Here is a 16,353-nt window from a genome sequence, read left to right as displayed (position 1 = left end):
ACGAAAACGCCCCAAATGCTATTGTTGGCGGTTTCGCCGACCGACACCAACCTAAATACTCTGAAGTGTGGATACCGTCTTATGGAGCAAAACCCGCAGTCACAGCTGAAGCTACTTGTCACCCGTGGTAAGGAGCAAGGCTATCTGACCTATGCTGAGGTCAATGACCATCTGCCGGAAGATATCGTCGACTCCGATCAGATCGAAGACATCATCCAGATGATTAACGACATGGGCATCCAGGTGATGGAAGAAGCACCGGACGCCGATGACCTGCTGCTCGCCGAAAACTCGAACAGCACGGACGAAGATGCGGAAGAAGCCGCCGCACAGGTTCTGTCCAGCGTGGAATCCGAAATCGGCCGCACCACCGACCCGGTGCGCATGTACATGCGCGAAATGGGTACCGTCGAACTGCTGACGCGCGAAGGCGAAATCGACATCGCCAAACGCATCGAAGACGGCATCAACCAGGTGCAGTGCTCGGTTGCCGAATACCCGGAAGCCATTACCTACCTGCTTGAGCAGTACGATCGCGTCGAAGCGGGCGAAGCGCGCCTGTCCGATCTGATCACCGGCTTCGTCGATCCTAACGCGGAAGAGGACATCGCCCCAACCGCCACCCACATCGGTTCTGAACTGTCGAGCGAAGAGCAAGACGACGACGAAGAAGATGAAGACGACGAAGACGACGATACCGAAGACGACAACAGCATCGATCCTGAGCTGGCGCGTCAGAAGTTCGCCGAGCTGCGCGATCAGTATGAAGCGACGCGTCTGGTTATCAAGAAGAACGGCCGCAGCCACGCCAGCGCCGCGGACGAGATCCTGAAGCTGTCTGAAGTGTTCAAGCAGTTCCGCCTGGTGCCGAAGCAGTTCGACTTCCTGGTCAACAGCATGCGCACCATGATGGACCGCGTTCGCACCCAGGAACGCATCATCATGAAGCTGTGCGTTGAACAGTGCAAAATGCCGAAGAAAAACTTCGTCACCCTGTTCGCCGGCAACGAAACCAGCGATTCCTGGTTCGAAGCCGCGCTGGCGATGGCCAAGCCATGGTCGGAAAAGCTGAAAGACGTGGCTGAAGACGTGCAGCGCAGCCTGCAGAAACTGCGTCAGATCGAAGAAGAAACCGGCCTGACCATCGAGCAGGTCAAAGACATCAACCGTCGCATGTCGATCGGTGAAGCGAAAGCCCGCCGCGCGAAAAAAGAGATGGTTGAGGCCAACCTGCGTCTGGTTATTTCTATCGCCAAGAAATACACCAACCGCGGCCTGCAGTTCCTGGATCTGATCCAGGAAGGCAACATCGGCCTGATGAAAGCGGTAGACAAGTTCGAATACCGCCGCGGCTACAAGTTCTCGACGTACGCCACCTGGTGGATCCGTCAGGCTATCACCCGCTCCATCGCCGACCAGGCGCGCACCATCCGTATTCCGGTGCATATGATTGAGACCATCAACAAGCTCAACCGTATTTCGCGCCAGATGCTGCAAGAGATGGGCCGCGAGCCGACGCCGGAAGAGCTGGCAGAGCGTATGCTGATGCCGGAAGACAAGATCCGCAAGGTGCTGAAGATCGCCAAAGAGCCAATCTCGATGGAAACGCCGATCGGCGACGACGAAGATTCGCATCTGGGTGATTTCATCGAGGATACCACCCTCGAGCTGCCGCTGGACTCCGCGACCTCGGAAAGCCTGCGCTCCGCCACCCACGACGTGCTGGCCGGCCTGACCGCGCGCGAAGCGAAAGTGCTGCGCATGCGTTTCGGCATCGATATGAACACCGACCACACGCTGGAAGAGGTAGGCAAGCAGTTTGACGTTACCCGTGAGCGTATTCGTCAGATCGAAGCCAAGGCGCTGCGCAAGCTGCGTCACCCAAGCCGCTCCGAAGTGCTGCGCAGCTTCCTGGACGACTAAGTCCGGCTGCCGCACCCAAAACAAAAACCCCGGCCTGCCGGGGTTTTTTTATGCCCTGAATACGCCCCGCCGCATCATTGCAACGCCAGGAACAGCTCGCGATAGCTGGCGGTAAGCTGCTCCAGCGTGGCGCGATTCAATCCGCTGGGGTTGGGCAATACCCACACCTCGGTTTCCCCCAGCATCAGCGCCTGCTTGCCCCAGGGCGCGTTTTTCACCCCGAAGGCGGTGGTAAACGCCTGCTTGCCCAAAATCGCCAGCGCGCGCGGCTGATAGCGCAGGATTTTCTCTTGCAGCACCTCGCCGCCGCTGCGCAGCTCGTCGCGCGACAGCTCGCTGGCCGCCACCGTCGGGCGCGCCACCAGCGCGGTAATGCCGCAGCCGTTATCCTTCAGCAGCTGCCACTGCTCCGGCGCCAGCTGGCGCTCGGTAAAGCCAGCCTGATGGATCACCTTCCAGAAGCGATTGCTGCCGTTGGCGAAAGGGTAGCCCTGATGGGCGGAAGAAAGGCCGGGGTTGATGCCGCAAAACACCACCCGCAGGTCAGGCGCCAGAAGTTCCATGAGTGTCGTGAGTCCATTGCAGGGATTTACTGCGGTTATCGCAAAATCCGCCAGCAATTACAACAGGCTAGAACTGTGCAGAAAAGCAACATACGGGCGGGTAACAGTAGACCGCCGCTTAAGGATTCCCTATAATCTCGCGGCTTGGCCCCTTAGCTCAGTGGTTAGAGCAGGCGACTCATAATCGCTTGGTCGTTGGTTCAAACCCAACAGGGGCCACCAAATTTTAGCTGTTTTCACAGCCTTACAAGCCATTCTGTCCGGGATGGCTTTTTTGTTTCCCGCCGCCGTGCCACACTTCTCTTTAGGCATTCCTGATTTATTCCGACTCATAAGGGCCCCGCATGATCGTCAACTGCGACCACGACAACCTCGACGCCTGGCTGGCGCTGCGCACCGCGCTGTGGCCCTCCAGCTCGCCTGAAGATCACCGCGCGGAAATGCGCGAGATATTGGCTTCGCCGCACCACACCGCGTTTATGGCGCGGGGGCTGGACGGCGCTTTCGTTGGCTTTGCCGAGGTCGCGCTGCGCTACGATTACGTCAACGGCTGCGAATCGTCACCGGTGGCGTTTTTGGAAGGGATTTATACCGTCGAGCGCGCGCGCCGCCAGGGCTGGGCCGCGCGCTTAATCGCACAGGTGCAGGAGTGGGCGAAGCAACAGGGGTGCAGCGAGCTGGCGTCGGATACCGACATCGCCAATCTGGACTCCCAGCGCCTGCATGCGGCGCTGGGCTTTGCCGAAACGGAGCGGGTGGTGTTTTACCGCAAAACGCTGGGCTGATCAGGCGGTCTTGCTTTGCCGCTGATGCGCCAGCTGCTCGGCGCGCAGCAGGATCTCCTGCAGATCGTCCTCGTCAATATCGAACAGATCCCCCTCCATCAGCGCCTCGTGCAGATCGGCGCGGGTGATGGCAACGGCATCGATCGGCAGATTGGCCGGTTTGGCCTCCGCCGGCGCCAGCGCGTGCGGGTAGCGTCGCCCGGCCAGGTTATTGAACAGAATGGCCAGCGCCGCCAGCAGCACCGAGTTCAGCAGCACCGGGTACAGCACGAAGTGGTAGCCCATCTGGTGAATGCCGGGGCCGCCGAGGATGGCGGTCAGCGCCACCGCGCCACCCGGAGGATGCAGGCAGCGCAGCTTGAACATCAGGCCGATGGCCACCGCCGCCGCAACGCCGCAGGCCAGGCCCGGATCGGGGATCAGCAGACCGGCGCTGACACCCACCGTCGCCGCCAGCGCATTGCCGCCGGCGATCGACCAGGGCTGCGCCAGCGGGCTGTTGGGCACGCCGAACAGCAGCACCGCCGAGGCGCCCATCGGCGCGATAAACCACAGGTTCACCTCGCCCAAAATAAAGTGGCTGATCCAGCCGGCGAGCATCAGCCCCAAACCGGCGCCGACGCTGGAAATCAGCATCTCTCGTTTGCCCACCGCCAGCGGGTGCGGCCACAGGCGCGCGCATCCCACTTTTACTCGTTCTATCCACTGCGTCTTCATGTTACCCAATACGGCTCAATTCACGTGTTGGCAACAAATATATCACATCATCCTGAAGGAGCTCACGGCGCCGTACGCCGCGCCACCCAAGAACTTTTAGGCTAACAGATTGATTTTTAGCCTCCCCTCGTCAATGATGAATGTTCCCCCCTTAACCCCGAGGAACCGCCGATGTCTCAACCGATCATCGAGCTTTATACCGACAGTGAATTTTTCAGCCCGTACGCCATGTCCGCCTTTGTCGTGCTGACGGAAAAAGGCATTCCGTTCACCGTGAAGCCGGTGGATCTGGCGAAAGAAGAGCACAAAGAGGCGGCCTACGCGGCGCTGTCGCTCACCCGCCGGGTGCCGACGCTGGCGATCGGCGAGTTTCAGCTCTCGGAGTCTTCGGCGATCGCCGAATACCTGGAAGACATCCACCCGGCCCACGCCGTGTACCCGCGCGACGTGAAGCTGCGCGCCAAGGCGCGCGAGATCCAGGCCTGGCTGCGCAGCGATCTGCTGCCGATCCGCGCCGAGCGCTCGACCGAAGTGGTGTTCAACAACGGCAAGTTCCCGCCGCTGTCCGAAGCCGCGCAGGAGGCCGCGCGCAAACTGATCGCCGCCGTGGAAAAGCTGCTGAGCCACGGGCAGGACAATCTGTTCAGGGAGTGGTGCATCGCCGACACCGATCTGGCGCTGATGCTCAACCGGCTGGTGATGCACGGCGATCCGGTGCCGGAGCGCGTGCGCCACTATGCGCACAAGCAGTGGCAGCGCCCGTCGGTGCAGGCGTGGCTAGCGTTGTCGGAAAAACGGCGCGCCTGAGAAAAAAATCGGCGGCCACGACGCCGCCGTTCTCAATGCCGAGAAACAACATCACTGCTTGAGGGAAGGCAAATCACCATCCAGAGGGCAGATAGCCTAACAATGAAGCGATGGCGTACACCGCGCTGGCCAGGTACAGCAGCACAATGCTGACCTGCAGCAGCGGGTGCGTGATCCAGTTGCACTGCCAGCGCGGGGTCTGGTCGCCGTGTTTCCGCGCGCCGCGCAGGATCAGCATCGGCATGATCGACAGGATCACCCCGCTGAACACCCCGGCGAAGTAGAGCGCGTTGACGAACGACACCAGCCCGCTGTAGGCCAGCACGAACGGCGGCACCACCACCAGCAGCAGCACGCCGAAGCGGCGCAGCGGCAGCTCGTCGTTGCCCAGCCGGAACTTGTCGAAAATATTGGTCAGGAAGCTGCCGCCCAATCCCCAGTACGAGGTTAGCATCGCACACAGCGCAAAGATGTTGGCGGAGAAGAACGCCCACTGCCCCAGCGCCTGGCCCCAGGAGATGGTGGCCACGTCGGAGATGTCATCCAGCCCGCTGAGCGCGATCACCGACATCGGCACCGCCGCCAGCAAAATGAAGGTCACCACCATACCGACGATGATCGCCTTCGGCAGTTGTTCCGGCTTGTCGGCAAAGCCGCGCGCCATTTCCGGCACGATGTACTGCGCCGAGAAGCAGAACACCACCACGTTGAACACCGGCACCATATAGCGCCAGTCGCCGTCCAGCAGGTTGCGCATCTGGGTGGTGTCTTTCAGCAGCGTTGCCGCCACCAGCGCGGTCAACATCACCACCATGCCGATGCTGATGAACTTCTCGCCGCGGCCGATCGCTTTCAAACCGAGGTACAGCACACCGGCGGCGGGCACGAAGAACAGCAGGCTGCCCAGCGCCGGCGAGATGCCGAACAGCGATTGCAGCAGCTTGCCGCTGCCGGTCATGTAGGCGGTAAGCGCCCCGACGCTGTTGACGCACACCGAAGCGAACATCAGCCAGGCGCCCAGGCCGCCTACGTAGCGCTTCGCCAGCCCGCTCAGCTGCAGATGTGCGCGGGTGCGCAGCGTGGATTCGGCGACGTACAGCATAGTGATGGTGGTCAGGCTCCCCACCAGCACCAGCCAGAACAGCAGCGGCAGGAAACCGGCCTTGCTAGAGGCGTAGGCGATGGAGAGCACCCCGGCGCCGATGTTGGTGCCGACGATCATCGCCACCCCTTCGAGGAAACTTAACGATTTGGCGGGTGCAGGTGCTCGCACCCCGGCGGCAAGCGCCGGAGAAACAGAGATATTATCAGACATGCATCATCCTTTATCGCCCGGCGACGCTGGCCGCCGGGATGGGTTAACGTCCTGACGCTCAACAGCTCACATCGATACACAGGTATTTCAGCTCCAGATATTCTTCTATCCCGTAGCGCGATCCTTCACGCCCGAGCCCTGACTGTTTCACGCCGCCGAACGGCGCCACTTCGTTGGAAATCAGCCCGGTGTTGATGCCGACCATGCCGTACTCCAGTGCCTCCGGCACGCGCCACTGGCGCGCGGCGTTCTGCGTGAACAGGTAGGCGGCCAGGCCGAATTCGGTGTCGTTGGCCATGGCGATGGCTTCCGCCTCGTCATGGAAGCGGAACAGCGGCGCCACCGGCCCGAAGGTCTCTTCTTTGGCGAAGCGCATCTTCTGCGTTACGCCGGTCACCACCGTCGGCTGGAAGAAAGTGCCGCCAAGCGCGTGCGGCTGGCCGCCGGTGGCGATCTGCGCCCCTTTGATCAACGCGTCGTCGATATGGCTCTGTACCTTCGCTACCGCATCGCTGTCGATCAGCGGCCCCTGGGTGGTGCCTTCCTGGCTGCCGTCGCCGACTTTTAGCTGCTCGACCGCCGCCACCAGTTTCTCCGCCAGCCGCTCGTAGATGCCGTCCTGCACGTAGATGCGGTTGGCGCAGACGCAGGTCTGGCCGCTGTTGCGGAACTTGGAGGCCATGATGCCCGCCACTGCCGCGTCCAGATTGGCGTCGTCGAACACGATGACCGGCGCGTTACCGCCCAGCTCCAGCGACAGTTTTTTGATGCTCGGCGCGCACTGCGCCATCAGGATGCGGCCGACCTCGGTCGAACCGGTAAAGCTCAGCTTGCGCACCACCGGGCTGTCGCACAGCACCTTGCCCACCTGTGCCGCTTCCCCGGTCACCACCTGCAACACGCCGGCGGGAATGCCGGCGTCCTGCGCCAGCTTGGCCAACGCCAGCGCGGTCAACGGCGTTTGCTCGGCCGGTTTGACGATGATGGCGCAACCGGCCGCCAGCGCCGGCGCCACCTTGCGGGTGATCATCGCCGCCGGGAAGTTCCACGGGGTGATGGCCGCGCACACGCCGATCGGCTGCTTCACCACCACCAGGCGCTGCGAAGCCTGCGGCGCCTGCAATACCGCACCGTCCACCCGCTTGGCCTCTTCGGCGAACCAGGTGATGAACGACGCGGCGTACGCCACTTCGCCGCGCGCTTCCGCCAGCGATTTGCCCTGCTCGGCGGTCATCAGCTGCGCCAGATCTTCCTGTGCGGCAAGTACCTTGTCGGCCCAGGCCAGCAGCAGCGCGGAACGCTGCTTGGCGGTCAGTTGCTTCCACTCGTTTTGCGCCCGCTGCGCCGCCGCGATCGCCTGCTGGGTTTCCTCTTCGCTGACCAGCGGAATGCTGGCCAGTTCGGCGCCGGTGGCCGGGTTGATCACCGCTTCGCGCTTGCCGCTCAGGGCATCGCACCATTCGCCGTTGATCAGACATTGGCTGCGCAGCAGTTCGGGATTGTTCAATTTCATGCCGTTCGCTCCTTAGTGGGCCAGCGCGCGAGACAGGATGCCCATCGCCTTGGTGAACTGATCGTCCGGGATGGTCAGCGGGTACAGGAAGCGAATCACGTTGCCGTTCACGCCGCAGCTCAGCAGCAGCAGCCCTTCTTCCATCGCCTTCTGCTGCACCTGACGGGTGATATCGGCAGATGGTTTGCCGGTGGCCGGATCGTTGAACTCCACCGCCACCATCGAGCCTTGCGCGCGCACATCGGCGATCGCCGGGCTGGTTTTGCGCGCCTGCTGCAACACTTCCACCAGGTGCTGCCCCAAACGCTGGGCGCGCTGGCACAGCTGCTCTTCGTCGATCACGTCCAGCACCGCATGCGCCGCGGCCACCGCCAGCGGGTTACCGGCATAGGTACCGCCCAGCCCGCCCGGCGCCGGCGCGTCCATCACCTCGGCGCGGCCCGCCACCGCCGACAGCGGCATGCCGCCCGCCAGGCTTTTCGCCATGGTGATCAGATCCGGTTTAACGCTGTAGTGCTCCATGGCGAACAGCTTGCCGGTACGGGCGAAGCCGGTCTGCACTTCGTCGGCGATCAGCAGGATGCCATGCTGGTCGCACAGCGCGCGCAGCGCCTGCATGAACTCGGCCGGCGCCACGTTGAAGCCGCCTTCGCCCTGCACCGGCTCCAGCACGATCGCCGCCACCTGCTTGGGATCGATATCCGCTTTAAACAGGCGATCCAGGCTGTTCATCGCGTCTTCGGTGGTCACGCCGTACAGCGCGTTCGGGTACTGGCCGTGGAACACCGAGCCGGGGAATGGGCCAAAGCCCAGTTTGTAAGGCGCCACTTTGCCGGTCAGCGCCATGGTCATGTAGGTGCGGCCGTGGAAACCGCCGCCGAAGGTGATCAACCCCGGGCGGCCGGTGTAAGCGCGGGCGATCTTCACCGCGTTTTCCACCGCTTCCGCGCCGGTGGTGAAGAAGGCGGTTTTACACGGGCCGGCGATCGGCGCGCGCTGGTTGATGCGCTCCGCCAGCGAGACATAGCTTTCGTAAGGAACGATCTGATAGGCGGTGTGGGTGAAGGCCTGCAGCTGCTTTTCAATCGCGGCGATCACCTTCGGGTGGCGATGGCCGGTGTTCAGCACGGCGATCCCCGAGGCGAAATCGATCACTTCTTTGCCTTCCACATCCCACAGCGTGGCGTTCTCTGCGCGCTCGGCGTAAAAACCACACATCACGCCCACTCCGCGCGGGGTGGCGTCCTGACGGCGTTGGTTCAATTCTGCGTTTTTCATGCTGTTCTCTCCGGTCGGTGCCAGTTACACGTTTCGTTCACATTCGTGAAACAATGCCGTTTATTTACACAGGATGTGGCCCTATAATCGAGTGCCAGTTACGAATAATTGAGGGATCCAATTGCGCTCATTGAGTGGTGATCTGTTGCTGCAGCGCCTCGGCGAGCAGCCCGATGACAAGCTGCACAAGCGGCTTTACAACGCGATCCGCACCAGCATTCTCGACGGCAGCCTGCCGCCCTCCAGCCGCCTGCCCGCCTCGCGCGATCTGGCGCAGGAACTCAGCCTGTCCCGCAACACCGTGTTAACCGTTTATGAACAACTATTGGCGGAAGGTTACGTGTTGGCGCGCGCCGGAAGCGGCACCTTCGTCGCCGACACGGTGCCGGACAGCTGCCTCTCCACCGGCAGCGCCCCGGCGGACGGCAGCGGGCAACCGCGCCGCGTCGAACTGTCGGAGCGCGGCGCCACGCTGCTGCACCACGCCAGCGCCAGCCCCAAACAGTGGGGGGCATTCATTCCCGGCGTGCCCGACGTCAACGCCTTCCCCCATCAGCTGTTCAGCAAGATCCAGGCGCGCCTCAGCCGCCGCCCGGCGCCGCAGCGGCTGACCTACAGCAATCAGGGCGGTAGCCCGGAGCTGCAGCATGCGCTGGTGGAGTATTTACGGGTGGCGCGCTCGGTGCGCTGCTCGCCGGAACAGATCCTGATCACCGAGGGCATCCATCAGGCGATCGATCTGGTGACACGCATGCTGTGCAATCCGGGGGATGACGCCTGGATCGAAGAGCCGGGCTATTGGGGGATCCGCAATATCCTGCGTATCAATGCGCTGAACATCTGCCCGCTGGCGGTGGACGAAGCCGGGCTGGTGCCGCCGGAGCAGCCGACCAACCCACCGCGGCTGATCTTCGTGACCCCGTCGCACCAGTATCCGCTCGGCTCGGTGATGAGCCTGGCGCGCCGCCAACGGCTGCTGGCGCTGGCGCGCAACGCCGGCGGCTGGATCGTCGAGGACGACTACGACAGCGAATTCCGCTTTTCCGGCCAACCGATCCCGGCGCTGCAAGGGCTGGAGGCCGACGCGCCGGTGATTTACATCGGCACCTTCAGCAAAACGCTCTACCCGGCGCTGCGCCTCGGCTATGTGGTGTTGCCGCCGCCGCTGGTGCAGGCGCTGAAAACCGCCCACGCCGAGCTGTACCGCGGCGGGCACCTCCTGATCCAGAGCGCGCTGGCTGAGTTTATTCAGGCGGGGCACTACACCGCGCATATCCGCCGCATGCGGTTGCTGTACGCCCGGCGGCGCGCCTTCCTGACCGGATTGATCGAACAGCACCTCGGCAAACAGGCGCTCAGCGAATTCAACAGCAACGCCGGATTGCACCTGATCCTCAACCTGCCGGACGAGGCCGACGACGTGGCGATCGCCGCCACCGCCGGCGCGCAGGGGGTGCTGGTGCGGCCGCTGTCGCGCTACTACATGCTGCCCAACCGCCGGCGCGGCCTGCTGATGGGATTTGCCTGCGTGCCGGAAGAGCAGATGGCCGCGGCCTTCACCCAACTGCTGGCCTGCATTAACGCGCCCGAGATGAAAAAGGCGGCCCCCTAGGGCCGCCTTTGCGCGTTACCAGGCCTGAAGCCGCCAGCCGTCCGCCTGCCGGTTCAGGCGGTGCGTCGGCCGCAGCGCCTGCAGGAAGTCTTCGTCGTGCGATACCACCAGCATCGCGCCGGGGAAATCCGCCAGGGCAGTTTCGATCGCCAGCGACGACGCCAGATCCAGGTGGTTGGTCGGTTCGTCCAGCAACAGCAGCTGCGCCGGTTGTCGCCGCCACAACGCGCAGGCCAGCGCCGCCTTAAGCCGTTCGCCGCCGCTCAGCGAGCCCAGCGGCAGCGCGATGCGATCCGCACCAAGCTGCAGCTGCGCCAGCCGAGTGCGCAACGCGCCTTCCGCCAGCGGCGAATCCTGCAGCCCCAGATGGTCCATCACCGACAGACTCGGGTCGAGCTGCGACAGAGTTTGATCGAGGTAGGCCGTCGACAGCGGGCAATGACAATGGCCGGAAAGCGCCGTCAGCTGACCGAGAACGGTTTTCAGCAAGGTGGATTTGCCGCAGCCGTTGGGGCCGGTCAACGCTACGCGCATCGGGCCGTCGATACGCAGATCCAGCGGCGGCGCGCTGACGAACGGCAGCTGCAGCTGCTCGAGCACCAGCACCTGCTTGTTCGCGCTCACCTCGCTGCCCGGCAGCGCCAGCAACACCGGTTGCTCGTCCTCCACCCGCTGATAGGCCTCGCGCACCGCCGCATCGAGGCTGTCGCGCTGGTCCTGATGCTGTTTGCGCAGCGTGCCGAGGCTCTCCTTCGCCGCCGATTTGTAGGCCACCCGTTCGAAAGAGGCGATATTCAGCGTATCGACGACGCGCAGCGTTTGCGCCGAGCGCCGCTGGCTCATGTCGTGCTCTTTCTGCTGACGGGCGCGGGTGCGGCGGCGCTCCTCGCGCGCATGTTCCAGATCGGCGCGCGCCGCCTGCTGCTCCATGTCGCGCTGGCGCCGGTAGTCGTCGTAGTTGCCGCCATAGCTGCGCAGCGCACCGGGCGTCAGTTCGACGATGCGCTCCATACGCCCCAGCAGCTGCCGATCATGGCTGGCGATCAGCAGCCCGCCGCGCCACTGATCCAGCTGCTGATACAGCCAGGCGCGCCCGGCGCTGTCGAGGTGGTTGGTCGGTTCGTCCAACAGCAGATAATCCGCCTCCCCCAGAAAAGCGCCACACAGCGCCGCGCGCATCCGTTCGCCGCCGCTCAGTGAGCTTGCGGGTCGCAGCGGATCGAAGGCCGGCAGCCCGGCGGCGGCGAAGGCGCTTTGCAGGCGATCGTTGAGATCCCAGCGCCTTTCCAGACGATCGATGTCGTCCGCCAACGGCCGCCCTTGCTCGATGCGCGCCAGCGCGGCGAAGACCTCGCCGTAGCCCAGCAGCTGCGCCAGCGTGGTGTTCGCCGCGATCTCCGGCTGCTGCGCAACGTAAGCCAATGCGGCATGGGATTCGACGTGCCCGTTGCCCGGCCGCTCCCGCCCGGCGATCAGGCGCAACAGCTGGGTTTTGCCGACGCCGTTGCGCCCCACCAGGCCGCAGCGCGACCGATCGAAAGCGAGATCCAGCGGGCCGAACAGCGTTTCGCCGTCAGCAAATTGGCAGGTCAGTTGATGTAAAACGAAATAAGGGGACTGCGCAAAATGAGCCATAAGCACTCCTGAATGAGATCAAAACATCCCCACAGGGCGCGGGAGCGCACAGCGTGGGACCCGATATCAGCAGGTGTGGTTGTTCATTTTCGGTTATGGCTCCGCAGAGAGAAGGAATTTACAACGCGCAAAGGTTAACCGATCTTTTGTTCGTTATGCAAACGGTGCCTGAGATTCATGACGTCTATCACATTCGGCACAACGCAGATTCCCAAGCGGCGCGACAACGGCTAGATTTATCTCATCCGACCACTTATGTTCACATAATTATAACAACGGGCCCCGATTTCACCCGATGGAGAGTGCAATGAGCAATTACCCTCACCTGCTGGCGCCGCTGGATCTCGGCTTTACCACCCTGAAAAACCGGGTGCTGATGGGATCGATGCATACCGGCCTGGAAGAGCTGCCTGACGGCCCGCAGCGCCTGGCCGCGTTCTATGCCGAGCGCGCCGCCGCCGGCGTGGCCCTGATCGTCACCGGCGGCATCGCGCCCAACGACAAAGGCGTGGTGTATCGCGGCGGTTCCACCCTCAACAGCGAGGCGCAGCTGCCTCACCATCGGCCGGTCACCGAGGCCGTTCATCGCGCGGGCGGCAAGATAGCGCTGCAGATCCTGCATGCCGGCCGCTACAGCTATCAGCCGCACCCGGTGGGCCCTTCCGCGCTGCAGGCGCCGATCAATCCCTTCGCGCCAAGCGCGCTGAATGAAGCGGAGATCGAGCAGACCATCGCCGACTTCGCCCGCTGCGCGGCGCTGGCGCAACAGGCCGGCTACGACGGCGTTGAGGTGATGGGTTCCGAAGGCTACCTGATCAACCAATTTTTGGCGGCGCGCACCAACCAGCGCGACGATCGCTGGGGCGGCAGCTTCACCAACCGCATGCGCTTCGCCGTCGAGATTGTGCGGGCGGTGCGCCAGGCGGTGGGCGCGGAATTCATTCTGATCTACCGGCTGTCGATGCTCGATCTGGTGGAAGACGGCTCCAGCTGGCAGGAGATTGAACAGCTGGCGCTGGCGGTCGAACAGGCAGGCGCCACGATCATCAATACCGGCATCGGCTGGCACGAGGCGCGCATCCCGACCATCGCCACCATGGTGCCGCGCGCCGGGTTCAGCTGGGTGACCCGCAAGCTGATGGGCAAGGTGGGTATTCCGCTGATCACCACTAACCGCATCAACGATCCGGCGGTGGCCGAGCAGGTGCTGGCGGACGGCTGCGCCGACATGGTGTCGATGGCGCGCCCGTTCCTCGCCGACGCCGCCTTTGTGCAGAAAGCCGCCGAGGGACGCGCCGACGAGATCAATACCTGCATCGGTTGCAACCAGGCCTGTCTCGACCAGATTTTTGAAGGCAAGCTGACGTCTTGCCTGGTCAATCCGCGCGCCTGCCGCGAAACCGAAATGCCGTTGACGATGGCGGAGAAACCGAAAAAGCTGGCGGTGATCGGCGCCGGCCCCGCCGGGCTGGCCTTCGCCACCACTGCCGCCAGCCGCGGCCATCAGGTGACGCTGTTCGACGCGGCCGATCAGATCGGCGGCCAGTTCAACATCGCCAAGCAGATCCCCGGCAAGGAAGAATTCCATGAAACCCTGCGTTACTTCCGCCGCCAGCTGGCGCTGCGCGAAGTGACGGTCAGGTTGGGCGTCAAGGTCGAGGCGGCGGATTTAAGCGAATTCGACGAAGTGATCCTCGCCTGCGGCATCGTGCCGCGCACCCCGGACATCCCCGGCATCGGCCACGCCAAGGTGCTGAGCTATCTGGACGTGCTGCGCGATAAAAAACCGGTCGGCCAGCGGGTGGCGATCGTCGGCGCCGGCGGCATCGGCTTCGACACCGCCGAGTACCTCAGCCAGCACGGCGTGTCCAGCAGCCAGGATCAGGCGGAATTCAACCGCGAATGGGGCATTGACGGCCGCCTTGAGCAGCGCGGCGGGCTGGCGGCGCAAGGCCCTCAGGCGCCACGCGCCGCGCGGCAAATCTATCTGCTGCAGCGCAAAACCAGCAAAGTGGGCGAAGGCCTGGGGAAAACCACTGGTTGGATCCACCGCGCCAGCCTGGCGATGCGCGGCGTGAAAATGCTCAACAGCGTCAGCTATCGGCTGATCGACGACGAAGGGCTGCACATCACCCGCGCCGAGCAGGACAGCTGCCTGCCGGTAGACACGGTGGTCATCTGCGCCGGGCAGGAACCACGCCGCGAGCTGCAGCAGCCGCTGCAGGCGATGGGGAAAATCGTACATCTGATCGGCGGCGCCGACGTGGCCGCCGAGCTGGACGCCCGCCGCGCGATCGATCAGGGTACGCGGCTGGCGATGGCGCTGTAAAAAAGGGGCGCACAGCGCCCCTTGGTCATCACGCTCAGCGACGCGCGCCGGATTTAACCGCTCTCAAGATCACGAACTTCTTGTTCGAGGCCACCAGCGTGCAGTTGCCGAACAGACGCTTGAGCTTCTGATGATAGTCGAGGTGGCGGTTGCCGACGATGCGTAACTCGCCGCCTACCTGCAGGCAGCGCTTGGCGTCGCAGAACATCTGCCAGGCGGTGTGATCGGTAATGGCATGCTGCTGGTGGAACGGCGGGTTACACAGCACCGCCTGCACGCTTTCGCGCTCGATGCCCGCCAGCGCGTTGTTCACCTCAAACTGGCAACGATCCAGCTCTTGCGGCAGGTTGTGCTCCACGTTCAGCTCGCTGGAGGCCACCGCCATGTAAGATTCATCGACGAAGGTCACCTGCGCTTCCGGGTTTTGCGCCAGCGCCGTCAGGCCAATCACGCCGTTGCCGCAGCCCAGATCGACGATATGGCCGTTCAGGCCACGCGGCAGATGTTCCATAAACAGGCGCGCGCCGATATCCAGGCTGCCGCGCGAGAAGACGTTGGCGTGGTTATGGATAAGCCAATCGGTGCCGTCCAGCGTCCAGTCGGTGGTTTCCGCCGCCGCCGGTGGGACGATATCCGCCGCCTGGCAGAAGATCAGGCGCGCTTTCTTCCACGCCAGGCTGGTGCGCGTCGGGCCCAGCACCTTTTCAAACAGCTGCATCGTCGAGGTATGCACGTCGCGCGCCTTGGCGCCGGCGACGATCAGCGTGTCTTCGGTCACGACGTGGCGCAGCGCGCGCAGCTGCTGCTCCAGCAGCGCCAGCGCTTTCGGCACGCGAATCAGCACCACCGCCGGCGCCGCCGGCAGCTCGGCCAGGCTGTCCAACAGCGTGACCTGCTCGGGATCCAGACCGTTGAGCTTCAGGTTGTGGCGCGTCGCCAGCTGGCTCATGTACGAGTCGCTGACGCTGTAAGGACGATGCGCGTGCAGCGCACAGGCCAGGGTGCCGAAGTTATCGTTGAAAATCAGCACCGGACGGCCGCCGATATCTACGTTTTCAAGCTGTTGCAGCAGATATTCGTCCGCTGCTTCCCACGCCTGCAGTTGGGTGGATTCTTCCTGTTGGGGATAACGCTCCAGCTCAAGTTGCTGTGTTCCCAGATCGAGTTGGCTCATTGCCCCTCCTGACTGATAAAATTTGGGCTGTTTATCCCCTAAAAACGCCCGTCAGTAAAATGTTTTTTCGGATAAATTGCGTATGTCAGGATTTGAGCGAAAAAACAGCATAGAATGACCGGCTGAATGGCCGTTGATACGGAACAAGAATGTCTGAATTGACCTACCTGCAAGGCTACCCAACGCATCTGCAAAGCCAGGTGCAGCAACTGATCCATCAGAACCGGCTGGGAGACGTGCTGCTGCAGCGCTATCCGCAGGTGCACGACTGCACCACCGACAAGTCGCTGTATCAGTTTACCGTCGATCTGAAAAACCAGTATCTGCGCAACGCCCAGCCGCTGAGCAAGGTGGCCTACGACAGCAAGATCCACGTCATGAAGCACGCGCTTGGCCTGCATACCGCCATCTCGCGCGTGCAGGGCGGCAAGCTGAAGGCCAAGGCGGAAATCCGCGTGGCGACGGTGTTCAAGGTGGCGCCCGAACCCTTCCTGCGCATGATCGTGGTGCATGAGCTGGCACACCTGAAAGAGAAAGATCACAACAAGGCGTTCTACAGCCTGTGCTGCCATATGGAGCCGGATTACCACCAGCTGGAGTTCGATACCCGGCTGTATCTGACGCACCTTTCGCTGTTCGGCGAGCTGTATGCATAGCGAGTGAGGGCGTGATAATCTGCGGTTTTAGGCCTGGACCGGAGCT

13 protein-coding genes and 1 tRNA gene are annotated in these 16,353 nt (G+C 63.1%); 7 read left to right on the top strand and 7 right to left on the bottom strand.

What is annotated here, in order from left to right:
* The first annotated feature begins 81 nt into the window (after positions 1 to 81).
* Positions 82 to 1,923, top strand: a complete 1,842-nt coding sequence (gene rpoD / locus QOL81_RS18065) for an RNA polymerase sigma factor RpoD (protein WP_004937194.1) — start codon at positions 82 to 84, stop codon at positions 1,921 to 1,923.
* A 74-nt stretch (positions 1,924 to 1,997) separates the two neighbouring features.
* Here rpoD and mug read toward each other — a convergent pair whose 3' ends face one another.
* On the bottom strand, positions 1,998 to 2,486 hold the full coding sequence (gene mug / locus QOL81_RS18060) for a G/U mismatch-specific DNA glycosylase (RefSeq protein ID WP_060424741.1): 489 nt from the start codon (positions 2,484 to 2,486) through the stop codon (positions 1,998 to 2,000).
* Between the two features lie 146 nt (positions 2,487 to 2,632).
* Here mug and QOL81_RS18055 point away from each other — a divergent pair.
* Positions 2,633 to 2,708: transfer RNA gene (locus QOL81_RS18055), tRNA-Ile, on the top strand.
* Between the two features lie 122 nt (positions 2,709 to 2,830).
* A complete protein-coding gene (aac(6'), locus tag QOL81_RS18050) occupies positions 2,831 to 3,271 on the top strand; it encodes an aminoglycoside 6'-N-acetyltransferase (protein WP_060422871.1) in 441 nt (146 codons plus the stop codon).
* On the opposite strand, the gene QOL81_RS18045 is transcribed toward aac(6'), so the two are convergent.
* A complete protein-coding gene (locus tag QOL81_RS18045) occupies positions 3,272 to 3,988 on the bottom strand; it encodes an HPP family protein (RefSeq protein ID WP_283439972.1) in 717 nt (238 codons plus the stop codon). It abuts the gene before it with no gap.
* Between the two features lie 171 nt (positions 3,989 to 4,159).
* On the opposite strand from QOL81_RS18045, the gene yfcF reads away from it, so the two are divergent.
* A complete protein-coding gene (gene yfcF / locus QOL81_RS18040; protein ID WP_060424737.1) occupies positions 4,160 to 4,795 on the top strand; it encodes a glutathione transferase in 636 nt (211 codons plus the stop codon).
* Between the two features lie 73 nt (positions 4,796 to 4,868).
* Here yfcF and QOL81_RS18035 read toward each other — a convergent pair whose 3' ends face one another.
* From QOL81_RS18035 to QOL81_RS18025, 3 genes are read right to left on the bottom strand one after another with little or no spacing between them, the layout of a single operon-like run.
* Positions 4,869 to 6,110, bottom strand: a complete 1,242-nt coding sequence (locus QOL81_RS18035; RefSeq protein WP_033639324.1) for an aromatic amino acid transport family protein — start codon at positions 6,108 to 6,110, stop codon at positions 4,869 to 4,871.
* Positions 6,111 to 6,168: 58 nt separating this feature from the next.
* Positions 6,169 to 7,623, bottom strand: a complete 1,455-nt coding sequence (locus tag QOL81_RS18030) for an NAD-dependent succinate-semialdehyde dehydrogenase (RefSeq protein ID WP_038879538.1) — start codon at positions 7,621 to 7,623, stop codon at positions 6,169 to 6,171.
* Between the two features lie 12 nt (positions 7,624 to 7,635).
* On the bottom strand, positions 7,636 to 8,901 hold the full coding sequence (locus tag QOL81_RS18025) for a 4-aminobutyrate--2-oxoglutarate transaminase (RefSeq protein ID WP_048234933.1): 1,266 nt from the start codon (positions 8,899 to 8,901) through the stop codon (positions 7,636 to 7,638).
* Positions 8,902 to 9,022: 121 nt separating this feature from the next.
* On the opposite strand from QOL81_RS18025, the gene pdxR reads away from it, so the two are divergent.
* Positions 9,023 to 10,513: a MocR-like pyridoxine biosynthesis transcription factor PdxR gene (gene pdxR, locus QOL81_RS18020; protein ID WP_060424727.1), complete on the top strand. Its 1,491-nt coding sequence runs from the start codon at positions 9,023 to 9,025 to the stop codon at positions 10,511 to 10,513.
* A gap of 15 nt (positions 10,514 to 10,528) precedes the next feature.
* On the opposite strand, the gene QOL81_RS18015 is transcribed toward pdxR, so the two are convergent.
* Positions 10,529 to 12,148, bottom strand: coding sequence for an ABC-F family ATP-binding cassette domain-containing protein (locus tag QOL81_RS18015; protein WP_283439971.1), 1,620 nt, complete (start codon positions 12,146 to 12,148; stop codon positions 10,529 to 10,531).
* 307 nt (positions 12,149 to 12,455) lie between these two features.
* Here QOL81_RS18015 and QOL81_RS18010 point away from each other — a divergent pair, with 307 nt between their 5' ends.
* Positions 12,456 to 14,477, top strand: a complete 2,022-nt coding sequence (locus QOL81_RS18010; protein WP_283439970.1) for an oxidoreductase — start codon at positions 12,456 to 12,458, stop codon at positions 14,475 to 14,477.
* Positions 14,478 to 14,511: 34 nt separating this feature from the next.
* Here the strand turns inward: QOL81_RS18010 and rlmG are convergent, their stop codons facing one another.
* A complete protein-coding gene (rlmG, locus tag QOL81_RS18005; protein WP_015379148.1) occupies positions 14,512 to 15,651 on the bottom strand; it encodes a 23S rRNA (guanine(1835)-N(2))-methyltransferase RlmG in 1,140 nt (379 codons plus the stop codon).
* A 149-nt stretch (positions 15,652 to 15,800) separates the two neighbouring features.
* On the opposite strand from rlmG, the gene QOL81_RS18000 reads away from it, so the two are divergent.
* Positions 15,801 to 16,307 (top strand): M48 metallopeptidase family protein, encoded by a 507-nt coding sequence (locus QOL81_RS18000; protein WP_004937154.1) that lies wholly within the window; start codon positions 15,801 to 15,803, stop codon positions 16,305 to 16,307.
* Positions 16,308 to 16,353: the final 46 nt, after the last annotated feature.

It is taken from the genome of Serratia sp. CC22-02, from assembly GCF_900182895.1.
GTDB lineage: Bacteria > Pseudomonadota > Gammaproteobacteria > Enterobacterales > Enterobacteriaceae > Serratia > Serratia nevei.
This window is presented reverse-complemented; position numbering and strand designations above follow the sequence as displayed.

Coding starts and splice junctions, on each gene's coding strand:
- QOL81_RS18030 (WP_038879538.1), bottom strand. CDS start 7,623: ATGAAATTGAACAATCCCGAACTGCTGCGCAGCCAATGTCTGATCAAC.
- mug (WP_060424741.1), bottom strand. CDS start 2,486: ATGGAACTTCTGGCGCCTGACCTGCGGGTGGTGTTTTGCGGCATCAAC.
- QOL81_RS18025 (WP_048234933.1), bottom strand. CDS start 8,901: ATGAAAAACGCAGAATTGAACCAACGCCGTCAGGACGCCACCCCGCGC.
- rlmG (WP_015379148.1), bottom strand. CDS start 15,651: ATGAGCCAACTCGATCTGGGAACACAGCAACTTGAGCTGGAGCGTTAT.
- QOL81_RS18000 (WP_004937154.1), top strand. CDS start 15,801: ATGTCTGAATTGACCTACCTGCAAGGCTACCCAACGCATCTGCAAAGC.
- QOL81_RS18010 (WP_283439970.1), top strand. CDS start 12,456: ATGAGCAATTACCCTCACCTGCTGGCGCCGCTGGATCTCGGCTTTACC.
- rpoD (WP_004937194.1), top strand. CDS start 82: ATGGAGCAAAACCCGCAGTCACAGCTGAAGCTACTTGTCACCCGTGGT.
- QOL81_RS18045 (WP_283439972.1), bottom strand. CDS start 3,988: ATGAAGACGCAGTGGATAGAACGAGTAAAAGTGGGATGCGCGCGCCTG.
- QOL81_RS18015 (WP_283439971.1), bottom strand. CDS start 12,148: ATGGCTCATTTTGCGCAGTCCCCTTATTTCGTTTTACATCAACTGACC.
- yfcF (WP_060424737.1), top strand. CDS start 4,160: ATGTCTCAACCGATCATCGAGCTTTATACCGACAGTGAATTTTTCAGC.
- QOL81_RS18035 (WP_033639324.1), bottom strand. CDS start 6,110: ATGTCTGATAATATCTCTGTTTCTCCGGCGCTTGCCGCCGGGGTGCGA.